This is a genomic window from Thermodesulfovibrionia bacterium (assembly GCA_030646035.1).
Classification (GTDB): Bacteria; Nitrospirota; Thermodesulfovibrionia; order UBA6902; family UBA6902; genus JACQZG01.
Genome location: JAUSMY010000019.1, coordinates 84280 through 97719, shown reverse-complemented (window position 1 = coordinate 97719; position 13440 = coordinate 84280). Strand labels below are relative to the sequence as shown.

The 13440-nt window shown below is 47.9% G+C and carries 14 protein-coding genes; 1 reads left to right on the top strand and 13 read right to left on the bottom strand.

What is annotated here, in order from left to right; all coding sequences use genetic code 11:
• Positions 1–110 precede the first annotated feature (110 nt).
• On the bottom strand, positions 111–410 hold the full coding sequence (locus tag Q7U10_02805; protein ID MDO8281547.1) for a DUF3568 family protein: 300 nt from the start codon (positions 408–410) through the stop codon (positions 111–113).
• 126 nt (positions 411–536) lie between these two features.
• Here Q7U10_02805 and Q7U10_02800 point away from each other — a divergent pair, with 126 nt between their 5' ends.
• Positions 537–1139 carry an L-threonylcarbamoyladenylate synthase gene (locus Q7U10_02800; GenBank protein ID MDO8281546.1) on the top strand — a complete coding sequence of 201 codons (603 nt, stop codon included), beginning with the start codon at positions 537–539 and terminating at the stop codon, positions 1137–1139.
• Here Q7U10_02800 and Q7U10_02795 read toward each other — a convergent pair.
• The 12 genes from Q7U10_02795 to napA all read right to left on the bottom strand — a co-directional run bounded on the left by Q7U10_02795 (position 1134) and on the right by napA (position 13330).
• Entirely contained in the window at positions 1134–2126 is a 993-nt protein-coding gene (locus Q7U10_02795) for an inorganic phosphate transporter (protein MDO8281545.1), read from the bottom strand. The genes Q7U10_02800 and Q7U10_02795 overlap by 6 nt on opposite strands.
• On the bottom strand, positions 2119–2745 hold the full coding sequence (locus Q7U10_02790) for a DUF47 family protein (GenBank protein ID MDO8281544.1): 627 nt from the start codon (positions 2743–2745) through the stop codon (positions 2119–2121). The genes Q7U10_02795 and Q7U10_02790 overlap by 8 nt, the downstream gene beginning before the upstream one ends.
• A gap of 108 nt (positions 2746–2853) precedes the next feature.
• Positions 2854–3075, bottom strand: coding sequence for a DUF2769 domain-containing protein (locus tag Q7U10_02785; protein MDO8281543.1), 222 nt, complete (start codon positions 3073–3075; stop codon positions 2854–2856).
• 30 nt (positions 3076–3105) lie between these two features.
• Complete coding sequence (gene pgl, locus Q7U10_02780) at positions 3106–3837, bottom strand: 6-phosphogluconolactonase (protein MDO8281542.1); 732 nt, start codon at positions 3835–3837, stop codon at positions 3106–3108.
• An 11-nt stretch (positions 3838–3848) separates the two neighbouring features.
• A complete protein-coding gene (gene tkt, locus Q7U10_02775; GenBank protein MDO8281541.1) occupies positions 3849–5876 on the bottom strand; it encodes a transketolase in 2028 nt (675 codons plus the stop codon).
• A 10-nt stretch (positions 5877–5886) separates the two neighbouring features.
• The gene (tal, locus tag Q7U10_02770; protein MDO8281540.1) at positions 5887–6978 is read right to left on the bottom strand and encodes a transaldolase; all 1092 of its coding nucleotides are present in this window, start codon (positions 6976–6978) and stop codon (positions 5887–5889) included.
• 27 nt (positions 6979–7005) lie between these two features.
• Positions 7006–7908 carry a decarboxylating 6-phosphogluconate dehydrogenase gene (gene gnd / locus Q7U10_02765; GenBank protein MDO8281539.1) on the bottom strand — a complete coding sequence of 301 codons (903 nt, stop codon included), beginning with the start codon at positions 7906–7908 and terminating at the stop codon, positions 7006–7008.
• Between the two features lie 157 nt (positions 7909–8065).
• On the bottom strand, positions 8066–8353 hold the full coding sequence (locus tag Q7U10_02760; GenBank protein MDO8281538.1) for a chaperone NapD: 288 nt from the start codon (positions 8351–8353) through the stop codon (positions 8066–8068).
• A gap of 17 nt (positions 8354–8370) precedes the next feature.
• Positions 8371–8916: a nitrate reductase cytochrome c-type subunit gene (locus Q7U10_02755; GenBank protein MDO8281537.1), complete on the bottom strand. Its 546-nt coding sequence runs from the start codon at positions 8914–8916 to the stop codon at positions 8371–8373.
• Positions 8917–8930: 14 nt separating this feature from the next.
• Positions 8931–9737 (bottom strand): quinol dehydrogenase ferredoxin subunit NapH, encoded by an 807-nt coding sequence (gene napH / locus Q7U10_02750; GenBank protein ID MDO8281536.1) that lies wholly within the window; start codon positions 9735–9737, stop codon positions 8931–8933.
• Positions 9738–9767: 30 nt separating this feature from the next.
• Positions 9768–10556 (bottom strand): ferredoxin-type protein NapG, encoded by a 789-nt coding sequence (gene napG / locus Q7U10_02745; GenBank protein ID MDO8281535.1) that lies wholly within the window; start codon positions 10554–10556, stop codon positions 9768–9770.
• A 2-nt stretch (positions 10557–10558) separates the two neighbouring features.
• A complete protein-coding gene (gene napA, locus Q7U10_02740) occupies positions 10559–13330 on the bottom strand; it encodes a nitrate reductase catalytic subunit NapA (GenBank protein MDO8281534.1) in 2772 nt (923 codons plus the stop codon).
• Between the last annotated feature and the right edge of the window lie 110 nt (positions 13331–13440).

Here is a 13440-nt window from a genome sequence, read left to right as displayed (position 1 = left end):
ACAAGACCCCTTATGAGGCATACTGGAATCTGCCTATTGGCGGATATAGGAAATCAGAACAGCTTTTGGAGGCGGCATGATGGCCGGTGCATTCCACCTTAAATCAGCCCCTAACCTGTCCAATGGATGGGGTCCACCTCTTTCTGGCCGTCCTGCTTAATGCCCTCTATCGTACCCTTAGTGCCCTCATTTAAACTTGCAGTAAGGCTTATGTGGAGATTCTCAAGCGCAGTATTTGCCTGATCCCATGATTTTGAATATTCAACAGGATATGCCCGGCTGAGACTTCCATCGATATATTTATAAGCCCCGACGCCGACGCCAGCGCCGACAACTAAAAGTGCTGCTGCACATCCGTATGAAACCATTAATGCGAAAAGTAAGACGATCAATCTTACAGGCTTTTTCATTTAGCTCCTCCTGAGGTTTACAAAATATGAGTATATGAAATTAACAAAATCCCTGATAAATTACAAGTGGAGAATTATAAAAAGTGCGGGCGCTATTCACAGCGGTTGTCTGTGTTACAATGGGAAATGCGCATTTTATCTATCAATGAGAGCGGCCTTGAGGTTGCCGTCAACGAGGCTGTTGCCGCCCTTAGGAAAGGGGGTATCGTAGCATATCCAACAGAGAGCTATTATGCCTTGGGAGTCATGGCTTCAGATGAAGCCGCCCTGAAGAAGCTTTATGAGATAAAGATGAGGCCTATCCAAAAAGCGCTCCCGGTTATAGTGGGAAGTGAAGATACTCTTAAGACAATTGTAATATCTATACCTGAAGCAGCGCGGATGCTGATGGAGAAGTTCTGGCCCGGCCCGCTGACATTGATATTTGAAGCTAAGGCAGGACTGCCGGAGCTGCTGACCGCAGGACTTGGCAAGGTTGCAGTAAGACTGCCGGGAGAGGGATTTGCTTTATCTATGGCAAAGGCAGCTGGCTTTCCCATCACAGCGACCAGCGCCAATCTTTCGTCAATGCCTCCTGCAAGATATCCTGATGAAGTAATAAAATACTTTGGACACAGTATAGAACTGATGATAGATGCAGGGGAGACGCCGGGCGGTAAGCCTTCAACCATAGTGAATGTTACTGTAGAACCGTATAAACTCTTAAGGGAAGGCCGGGTAGCTTTATAACACCATTGCAAGCAGTTTGTAGATCCCCCAGGCGAATATAGCGCACATCGGCAGGGTCAAAACCCATGCGACCACTATATTTAATGCAATTCCCCATCTTACCGCTGACAATCTTTTGGTAGCTCCAACGCCCATTATCGTTGAAGAGATTATATGGGTAGTTGAAAGAGGCAGACCGAATCTGGAAGCTATCTCTATGATCGTTCCGGCAGACGCCTCTGCTGCAAATCCATGGATAGGCTGCAGGTGTACAAGGCGAATGCCGAGTGTCTTTATGATCCTCCAGCCGCCAAGGGCAGTGCCGAGAGCCATTGCGGTTGCGCAGAGCAGCATGACCCAGAAAGGAACGTCAAAGCCGGGAAGTTTGTAATAACTCACCAGCGCCATTGTAATAATGCCCATAGTTTTTTGAGCGTCGTTGTTGCCGTGGCTGAACGCCATATAGCCCGCTGATACTATCTGCATCTTGTTGAAAAATTTATTCACGAACGAGATCGGCGAGTGCCCGAAGAGCTTCATCAAAAGCAGCATAAGAAGATAACCGAAGAGCAGACCGACGATCGGCGACAGTATCAGAGCTATCAAAACCTTAAAAACACCATGTTGAATGATAACTCCTGTGCCGGCTGTGGCGACTGACGCACCGAGTATGCTTGCAAGCAGGGCATGGCTTGAAGATGTAGGCAGCCCGAAATACCATGTGATCAGATCCCACACTATAGCTGATAAGAGGGCTGCGATCACCGTTACCTGAGTGATAGCCCCGATATCTACAAGCCCTACTCCTACTGTTTTCGCAACAGCTGTGCCTGTTAAAGCCCCCAAAAGATTCAAACTTGCAGCCATTATGACCGCCTTTTTAGGAGACAATACGCGCGTTGATACAGATGTTGCTATGGCATTGGCCGTATCATGAAAGCCGTTTATGAAATCAAAAACAGTGGCTAGTACAATTACGGCTACAAGGAGAAGATAAGTATCATGCATGTTTGAGAACTATGCCCTCAAGGATGTTTGCGACATCTTCACATGCGTCTGTTGCATCTTCGAGATGCTCGTATATATCCTTCCACTTAAGTATCTGAATAGAGTCTTTCTCATCTTCAAAGAGTTTTGCAAGCGCCTCCCTGAAGGTTTTATCCGCCCTGTTCTCAAGACGGTTTATCTCTATGCAGAACTCCTGTATATAGGAATACTTTTTATTCTTCAGGGAATTTATGGCCTTCTCTATCACCTCTGTCGTTGTGCTGAGCGTCTTTGACAGCTCCACGGCGGCGGGATTTATTCCATTAAGTTTAAAAAGAACCGCCCTGTCAGCGCAGGTCCATATAAGGTCAAGCACATCGTCAATACGGCAGACAAGCGCGTGTATGTCTTCCCTGTCCAGAGGCGTAAGAAAGGTCTTGTTCAGCTTTCGCATGATCTCATGCGTAAGCATATCCCCCTGCTGTTCTATCTCGTAGATCTGTTTTGCAAGATACTCTGCTTTGGGGAGGTTCTCCATAAGTTCAACAAGAAGGGTTCCGCCGGATTTCAGATTTTCCCCTGCCTGGGCAAACATAGAAAAGAAGTCGGTCTCTTTTGGAAACATCTTACTTAATACCATATTGTTTGACCTCCTGGTTTACGGCTAAAAGAATACAAAATGAGATTACATAGTTAATAATAAATAACTGGTCAATATTTTATCAGAAAAGCCTTAAATATTCCTTACTCATTCACATCTGCCGTTTATGCAGTAGTAAGTGCCCCTGCATCCTGACTTGCCCTGTATATTGCACATACTGCAGTTGCATCCATGTTTCTGCCTCGGTACGCTGCTTTTACCTCTGGCGCAAAATAATGCCTCCCCATCAACTTCGGAAAATGTCGGGCACGGCCCGCAAAATTCAAGGCATACTGAAGCGTTTTCCGGTGTATCTTCAACTTTTGCCATTTCAACCTCCTTAAGTCAGTTTTAAAATTTCTACAAAAGAGAGCCTGCGCCCTCATCCATTAAAAAGAATAGCTTGCCCCTTATCGGTTTGACCATGGCAGTCGGCAACCGGCAGTCTTTGTTTTCAATTATCTCCCTAATAGTACTTGCCTTATCTGCTCCTGCTGCCATGAAGAATATGTTATCGGAATTATTGATCACAGGCAAGGTGATAGTGACCCGCATATTTTTTGATATGTCAGGCAACGTAACAGCCGCTGCAAGATGTTCCTTTTCATTTAACGCCTGAGTTTCCGGAAATAGCGAAGCAGTATGCCCGTCATGGCCGATACCGAGAAGGATCAGGTCGAACCGTGGAAGAGCCCCGCCTGTAAGATTGAAGGATGAGATCAAATCCTTTTCGTATCGTGCGGCTGATGATCCAGCATCTTTTTCTATAAAAACAGGATGGATGTTGCTGTCCGAAATATTGATATGCCTGAGAAGGCTCTCGCTGATCATGCCAAAATTGCTCTTCGGGTCGCTGTGAGGTACAAATCGCTCATCTACAAGATAGATATGTGTTTTATCCCATTGAAATGAATCTTTAAGTTTTACTATTTTTCTAAAGAGCGCGGCAGGGGTCTTTCCTCCTGATAGCGCAACATTAAAACGCGCATTATCCTTTATAGCCTGCCCGGAAATATCAAGCCATTTCTCTATGACAAAATCCGATATCTCTTCAATGTCTTTAAAGATCAAAACATCTTTCTCTTTATTCATCTTCTGTTTTTTTAAACAGCCTTTGCAGCAGAGATAACATTGGAAGCGGTAAATCCAAACCATTTTCTGAGATCCTTGTCAGGCGCGGACGCACCGAAAGAGTGCATGGCGATAATATGCCCATCGTTACCAACATACCGTTCCCATCCAAAGCCTGATGCCTGCTCAACAGCAACACGCGCCAAGACTGAAGGCGGCAGTACGCTGTCACGATATCCTTTCTCCTGCCTTTCAAAAAGCTCCCATGAAGGCATGCTCACCACACGCGCATTGATCCCCTCTGCCTTAAGTTCTTCATATACTTCAATACAGAGCGATACTTCGCTGCCTGTTCCGATAAGGATGACATCCGGGCTTGCGTTATCCGCGTCAGCCAGAATATAAGCCCCTTTTGCCAGTCCTGAAGCGGGTGCGTATTTCGTCCTGTCGAGCGTCGGCAAAGACTGTCTTGAAAGGGCAAGAGCAGCAGGCGCATGCAGCTGCATAATTACCCTCCATGCCTCAACAACTTCATTTGCATCAGCCGGGCGTATCGTTATAAGCCCGGGCATGGCGCGCAATGAGGCGAGGTGTTCAATTGGCTGATGAGTCGGGCCGTCTTCGCCCAGGCTTATTGAATCGTGTGTAAAAATGTATATGACAGGAAGTTCCATGATAGCGCTGAGCCTTATAGCAGGTCGCGCGTAGTCGCTGAATATGAGAAAGGTCGCGCCGTATGGGCGTATATTGGAGAGCGCCATGCCATTAAGTATCGCAGCCATTGAATGTTCGCGGATGCCGAAGTGCATGTTCCTGCCGCCTGGATTCTTGGGAGTAAGATCACCCGCATCTTCAAACTCCAGCAATGTCTTTGTGGATGGCGCAAGATCAGCTGAACCGCCCATTAGCCAAGGAACATTTTTGGCTATCGCATTTAAAACCTTGCCGGAAGATACCCTTGTAGCCATTCCTTTGGGATCGGGCGCGAAGACAGGCAGTCCGGCATCCCAGCCTTCGGGCAATTTGCGATGCTGCATCATATCTATCTGCCCGGCAAGTTCGGGATATTGCCTGCTGTAATCTTCAAACTTCTCAGCCCATGCATTATACAGTTCTTTTCCGCGCTTACCGATGCCGGACTGAAAATGCTCATACACACCATCCGGAACAAGGAAGTTAGCGTCTTCAGGCCAGCCGTAATTCTTTTTGGTCAGCCTTATCTCTTCTTCGCCAAGAGGCTCGCCGTGAGCAGCGCTGGTATCGTGTTTATTAGGTGATCCGTACGCAATATGGCTGTTAACAATGATCATGGTGGGCCGGTCATTCGTATTTCTGAATATCATTAACGCGCCTTCAAACGCGCCGAGGTCATTTGCATCCTCTATGCGTATAACATTCCAGCCGTAGCTCACAAAACGGGCAGCGGCATCTTCACTGAACGCAAGATAGGTTATTCCCTCTATCGTTATCTTGTTGTCGTCATATATCCAGCAGAGATTTGAAAGCTTAAGATGCCCGGCGATCGAGGCTGCCTCAGATGATATGCCTTCCATCATGTCGCCGTCGCTGCAGAGGGCGTAGACGTTATGGTCGAAGAGTTCAAAGCCTGCGCGGTTGAACTGGTTCGCCATCCATCTTCCTGCTACAGCCATGCCGACGCTTGCAGCTGCGCCCTGGCCGAGCGGGCCTGTTGTGGTCTCAATGCCCGGAGCCATGCCGTATTCAGGATGTCCGGCGCACCTGCTTCCAAACTGCCGAAAGTTTTTAATGTCATCAAGCTCTATGGAGAGCCTGCCTATTGCCTTATTCTCTTTATCAACATCTTTTACACTGCACAGATGCAGGATAGAGTACAGCAGCATTGAAGCATGTCCCATTGAAAGCACAAAACGGTCGCGGTTCAGCCATAGGGGATTTTCAGGATCGAAGTTCATAAAACGCTGCCATAGGCAGTATGCAACCGGAGCCATCGCCATCGGCGTTCCGGGATGCCCGGAGTTCGCCTTCTGCACCGCATCCATGGATAAGGTGCGGATCGTATTTATGCAGAGATCGTCCATCGGTTAATTCCTAACCTTTCTTCTTCATCTCGATCGCATCCAACAGTGATTTAAAGGCTTGTTGAAAGGCAACCAGGCCGTCATCAAGAAGTTTAAGGCAGATATCATTTATATCAATGCCATGCCCTTTGAGCGCATTGATCGTGTTTTGTGCGTCATCAACATCCTTGCTCAGGGATTCCTCTATTATGCCATGGTCAAGAAACGCGTTGAATGTATTATCAGGCAGAGTGTTGACAGTCGGGTTTCCGATGAGTTCTGTCACATATTTTATATCGCTGTATGAAGCGTCCTTTGAGCCTGTTGAACCCCATAAGACCCGCTGCACATTTGCGCCTTTTAGCTTGAGCGCGCTGAAGCCGGCTCCGGAGAATATCTCTCCGTATTTATTAAATATCAACTTTGAATTTGAGACCGCTGCCCTGCCTCTTAATGCCTTGAGCTTTTCATCAGCACTTTCATCTATCATCTTGTCTATTGCAGTATCTATCCTGCTTACAAATACGCTTGCAACAGAATGGACATTCTTCATATTGCCGCCTTTTTTTGATAAACGTTTCAGGCCTTCTATGTACGCATCCGCTGTCTTTATATACTGGCCCATTGAGAATATGAGAGTGACATTGACATTCATTCCGTCGCCCAATAGTTCTGAAACAGCTTCATAACCTGCGTCAGTCGCCGGTACTTTTAGCATCAGGTTCGGCCTGTTAACTTTTTGAAAGAGCCTTCTGCCCTCTTCAATGGTCTCATGCGTATTCATCGCAAGGTCAGGATTTATTTCAAGACTCACATAACCGTCAAGCCCGTTCGTCTTTTCATAGACAGGTTTAAACAGGTCTGCCGCATCCTGAACATCCCTTACGGTAAGTGCGTCATATATTTCAAAAGTTGAAAGCCCTTTTGTATTCAGTTCCCTCATCGTTGCGTCATAATCATTGCTTGTGCTGATTGACTTGTCAAAGATGCTGGGGTTGGAGGTCATTCCCCTGAGGCCCTTATTTATCTCCTGCTGAAGCCTGCCGCTTTCGATCATCGAACGGCTGATATTATCAAGCCATATACTCTGTCCAATTTGTGCCAGTTCATCAAGTTTATTCACAGATCTTATTTTCCCCTTTTCTTTATTTTAGTCATTCTTCTTAACAGCATGCCCGCCGAACTCATTACGCAGCGCGGCGATGACCTTTGCGCTGAAAGAGTCATCCTGTCTTGAGCGGAAGCGTTCCAGCAATGACAAAGTTATAAGCGGAGCAGGCACGCCCTGTTCGATCGCCTCTGCCACAGTCCACCGTCCCTCTCCTGAATCTTCAACATAGCCTTTTATCAAATCGAGTTTCGGGTCTTTATCAAAAGCATGTCCGGCAAGTTCCAGAAGCCATGACTCGATAACGCTCCCGTGATTCCATAATTCAGATATCTGTTTAAGGTCGAGATCAAAGTCCTTGCGCGCCTTCAATATCTCAAACCCCTCGGCATAACTCTGAAGCATCGCATACTCAATGCCGTTATGGATCATCTTTACAAAATGTCCGGCGCCGCTCGGCCCGACATGCGCGTAACCATCTGTAGGCGCAAGCGTCTTAAGGATCGGCTCGACCCTCTCAAATATCTCCTTCTTTCCGCCGATCATCATGCAGTAGCCGCGCTTGAGCCCCCATATGCCGCCGCTTGTGCCTATATCCAGAAAGTAGATGCCCTGCTCTTTGAGCATCTCAGCCCGCTTGATGGAGTCCTTGTAAAAAGAGTTGCCGCCGTCAATGAGGATATCGCCTTCTTTAAGGAATGAAGAAACCTCTTTTATGATATCGTCTGTAGCATTGCCCGCAGGGACCATGAGCCAGACGATACGCGGGGAATTGAGTTTGCTGACAAGGCCTTCAATTGAATCGGATGCAAGAGCGCCCATATCTTCTGCCTGCTTCACTTTTTCAGGAGTGCGGTTATAAACAACAGCCTCGTGCCCGCCCTCAAGCAGGCGCTGAACCATATTGATCCCCATCCTGCCGAGGCCTATAAAACCTATCTGCATCTCTTCTCCTTAACAGAATATATGATAGATTTATCCAGGAAAATATTCACCCTATTATAAACAGAAAGGTAATTAAAAGGCGCTTTCTCAAGGTGAGCATGAATCCCCCCCTCCTTTTATGGGAGGGGGTTGGGGGGGAGGAAATTGGTTTGTTGTATCAGTCCTGTGAGAGAGCAGGCTTATGCCCCTCTATCTCTCCAAGGGCCTTTGCCACTTCATCCTCGCAATAGGAATAGGACAGTCCCGCGCTGTAGACAAACGGGATGTTCTGTATCTGCTTTAATCTTTCCGTCTGGTCATGTATGTTGTCGCCTTCTATGGTCGCGATTATCTTTCCGTCAGGATCGTGGAAATGAACCTCGCAGAAGCCGACAGTATTGATCTTCTTTATTACCTCGGGCAAATGCTCCTTGTCGGTCTTGACAACAATGCTTGATACGTTCACTTTGCGCCTCCTGTTATCTATTCGGTTTCAACGCCTTCGTTTAAGTTATCTATCAGATTTGACCTGTAATGCCCTTTATCATCCCTGAAACCGCCTTTAAAAATATTCTTTACTGCCGGCGTGAGCTCTGTCTGTATGACATGACAGCTCATGCAGTTGTAACGGCTTCCGGCCAGTTTGCCTTCCAGGTCTTTACCTGTGTCAAGGTCCGTAAGATGGGATTTGGGGATCGGCGTTGCGCCGGCGCCCACAGCCTCTTTCGGCATATGGCAGCCCATACAGATGTTTTCAGTCTGCGCGATCGGGAGCATTCCTGTGATGTCATGGGGTATTAATGGAGGGCTGTTCTCAAAAGACCTCTCGAATCTGGTGCTCGTTCCCGGTTCTTTGGTGATAGGCGCTCCATACACAGGGGCCGCGTCGTCCTCATCATACAGTGTTTCATGCCTCAGGCCAAGATCCTCTTCAGTATATATTTTTGTCTGAGCGCAGGAAAGCAATAAAAGTGAAACAATTGAGACGGCCAATACCGGCATGATCCATATTTTTTTCTCTCGCAGCATAACATCCTCCTTTTTTATTTATAATTTTTTTTTGAATATATATTGCTGAAATTTACAGCGTCGTCATCGCATACTTCAACACACCTGCCGCAATTGATGCATTCCCCTGAGAGCACGGCCCCGCTCTGTCTGCCGACCATGTACAGGACCTGTTTTTCAGGGCAGATCTCAACGCACTTCATGCATGATGTGCATTTGTCCTTGTCATATCCGATCCGCAGAAATCCGAAGCGTCCGGCAAGTGAATAAAAACCGCCGAGGGGGCATAAATGTCCGCAGAATCCGTTCTTTACTGCAAAAAGGTCAAAGAGAAATACCGTCAGCACAAAAGCCCAGCCAAAACCGATCCCGTAAATGATGCCCCTGTGCAGCATCCCTATCGGGCTTATCCATTCAAAGGCCGCGACCCCGAGGATTATTGATAAACCTATTGATAATCCTGTTGCCCAATACCGTATGTTTCTTCCGATGTCCCATGATTTACATGCTGCATCGAGCCTTAAATAGCTTCTGAGTTTATTAGCTGCATCGGTTATCATGTTCACAGGGCATACCCAGCCGCAAAAAAGCCTGCCGCCGAGAAGCGCGTAAAATACAAGAACGACCAGCGCCCCGGTCAATGCATCCTTTGCAACAGAAACGCCTGCTGAAAAGCTTTGCAGCATCGCAAAGGGATCTGACAACGGAAGGATGTCAAATACCTTTGCTGAGCTGAGATTGCCCCTCAGGATGTTCCATCCGAAGGCGTTACCGGCAAAGAATAGGAACATGACCGCCGCCTGTATGATCCGTCTGGGTATGAGATATTTATATTTTTTCATCTCGTTAAACTCCCCAGTGCCTATGGTTTATCAAAACTCCTCTTCATTTAAATAATCCACGGGGGATTTCCCGCTTCTCGGTGTTTCTGTTGTAACTTTATCTGAAATATCTTTCAGCCGATCCTCATCACGTTCGTCCCAGCCTTTTACATATCTCTCGCTCGATTCTCCCATGGCTATTTCTATCGGCAGTACGAATATGGACGCCTTTTTGGTTACGCACACCTTTTCGCACATGCCGCATCCGGTGCAGGCTTTGCTGTGAACAACAGGGGCAAGCATGGCATGTTTCCCTGTTCGTACATTTCTCGTATACTCGACAGTTATCGCCTTGTCTATCAATGGGCAGGCGCGGTAGCAGGCGTCACACTGGATGCCTGAATATGCGATACAGGTTTCCCTGTCTATGACCGCAAGCCCCATCTTTGCGAGATCAATATTGAACTTCATCTCTCCGTTTTCATCTTTATCACTGACCAATGCCTGATCAAGAGATCCTGTTGGACACGCGGGCACGCATGGTATGTCTTTACACATGCGGCAGGGAGTGCTTCTCGGAATAAAATACGGGGTTCCGACCGGCTTATTGTCACCTGGTTCTGCAAGCGCCAGCGCGTCATAAGGGCATGCCTCAACGCACATGCCGCATTTGATGCATGAGGCAAGAAATGCCTTTTCAGGCGCGGCGCCCGGCGGCCTTAAGATCAAAGGCGCGGCCTTGCCTTCCTCGATAAATCCGCTCCACACAAGCCCGCCTGCTGTCGCGAGTCCAAGGCTTTTAATTGTTTTTAAAAGAAAATCTCTTCGTTCCGGCATCATATTTACGCCTTATAGATCTTCACCGCGCATTTTTTGAAATCCGTCTCCTTGGAGATCGGGCATGTGGCATCGAGCGTCACCTTGTTTATCAAGACCTTTTCATCAAACCACGGGACAAAGATCAATCCCCTCGGCGGGTTATTCCGCCCGCTTGTCTCAACATGCACCTTTACCTTTCCCCTTCTTGATTCCACCCAGATAAGGTCCCCGTCTTTTATCTTGTATGACTTTGCGTCCTTCGGGTTCATGGAGCAAATGGCCTCAGGGACCGCGCGGTAAAGTTCAGGCACGCGCATCGTCATTGTGCCGCTGTGCCAATGCTCAAGCACCCTTCCGGTGCTGAGCCATAACGGATATTCATTGTCCGGTATCTCGGCAGGGTCAATATAGTGCCTCAGGAATATCTTTGCCTTATTCGGGAGTTTGACCTTCTCTTCCCCTTTCGGCCCGAGCAGGTCGCCCGACGGCAGCTCTTTAAACGCCTTTCCATAAAAAGCGAATTGCCCGTTGTTTGCCGCTTTTGCATATGGGTCGTAATCGGAATTAAATCTCCACAATGTTTCTTTGCCGTCAACTACCGGCCATCTCAATCCTCTCACTTTGTGATATGTGTCGAAGTCAGCAAGGTCATGCCCGTTGCCCAGAGTGAACTTCCTGTATTCTTCCCAGAGGTATTTCTGAAGGAAGAAACCGTAACCTTTAAATCCTTCAACATCCCTCTTATCTCCGCCGGCCTCAGAGTTCATAAAACCTTGGCCTACAGGGTCAGGCCACTTATATGCCTTTGCTTCATTGTTTGCAAAGAGCACGTCATACAGAGTGTCGGTCTCTTTATATCCCATCGCCTTTGCCTTCTCTAATACATCCGGGAGGGTAACCTCAGGTGAGATCTTATGCTCCTTCCATACTTCAGCCAATGTTAACCGTTTTGAGAATTCAACTATCTGCCATGTGTCAGACATCGCATGCCCGACCGGCGTGACCTGCTGACGCCAATGCTGCGTCCTTCTTTCGGCGTTACCGTACGCGCCCCATTTTTCAAATATCATGGCGCTCGGCAGGATAAGGTCAGCGACCTTTGCGGAAATCCCGGGATACACTTCTGACACCACGATGAAGTTGTCCATCTCCCTTGCCGCGGTTATCCAGTGGTTCATATTGGCGGTGTTCTGCCAGGGATTATTTACCTGCACCCATACCCATTTGATCTTCCCGTCTTCAAGGTCTCTCATGATCTTCACATAATGCGAACCTGGCACAGGGTTTAATGTCCCTTCAGGCAATTTCCATATTTTTTCTGAGATCTCCCTGTGTTTTGGATTGGCGACGACCATATCAGAGGGAAGCCTGTGCGAGAAGGTGCCGACCTCTCTTGCAGTGCCGCACGCGCTGGGCTGGCCTGTGAGGCTGAATGCGCTGTTGCCGGGCTGCGACTGTTTACCTAAAAGCAGATGCACAGTGTAAGCCTGCTCATTTACCCAGGTGCCCCGGATGTGCTGGTTAAATCCCATGGTCCAGAAGCTCGTGACCTTTCTCTCTTTCGCGGCGTAGAGGTCAACAAGCGTAACGAGCTTTTTCTTGAAGTCTTCAAGAGATTCGTCCGGGTCTCCCTTAGCAAGCGCTGCCACAAAATCAAGGGTATACGGCTCAAGCCCTTTTTTGAAATCATCAAAGCTGATGAGCCAGTGATTGTCAGGTGTCTTGGCGTTCTTCATCTCCATCTTCTGCCCCTCTTTTATGCCAAGGGCACTCATCGCCTGCGCCTCTTCCTTGGTTATTATCTTGAACGCCTCTTTCCCGGCTGTGTCAAGCTCTCCGGGTTTATACTTTTTATGATCGACCTGCGGCCTGAGCCCGTAACCGATATCCACCGGCCCTGTTGCAAAGACGCAGTTCTTGTTCACAAAATCCCAGTCAATAGCTTCAGGACGGTTATACACGATCTCACGCGTTATATAATTCAGGATCGCAAGGTCGGTGCTGGGTTTGATGATGATCTCATGGTCAGAGATGCTCGAACACCTGTTTGAAAATGTTGAGATGTTGACGATCTTGACCCAATCGGGTTTGCTCAGTTTTCTGTCTGTCACCTTTGACCAGAGCACAGGATGCATCTCAGCCATATTGGCGCCCCAGAGGATTATCGAATCAGCGTAATGCATGTCGTCGTAATTTCCGGCAGGCTCGTCAATGCCAAAGGTCTGCATAAAGGCGGCAACCGCGCTCGCCATGCAGTGACGGGCATTTGGGTCAAGGTTGTTGCTCCTGAACCCGGCCTTTATCAATTTGACCGCTGCTATGCCTTCCATGATCGTATACTGACCGGAACCGAATACGGCAACGCCCGTTGGCCCCAGTTCGGCATAATGTTTTTTAAACTGTTTCGCCATCTCGTCAAATGCCTTCTCCCACGTGACCGGTTTGAACTTCCCTTTTTTGTCGAACTCTCCATTGTCATTAACCCTTAAAAGCGGTTCAGTGAGCCTGTCAGCCCCATACATGATCTTTGCATTGAAGTAACCCTTGATGCAGTTCAGCCCCATATTCACAGGCGCGGCAGGGTCTCCTTTGACCGCGACTATCATGTCATCCTTTGTCGCGATCATGATGCCGCAGCCTGTGCCGCAGAACCTGCATACAGACTTGTCCCATCGCCATCCTGCCTCTGTCTCCTTGGCGATTGCCTTTAATTCAGCCGGCACCGCAATGCCGATAGCTGTTGCAGCGCTTACTGCTGCCGTGGTCTTCAGAAAGTCCCTTCTTGTCACCTTCATACCAAACCTCCTTTTTTATGACTATTGGTTTTAGATTCTAAAATAAAAAACTCTTTATCCTGTTTAAGTTTTAACCACAAAATATATAAGATATTTATCACACTCAATGG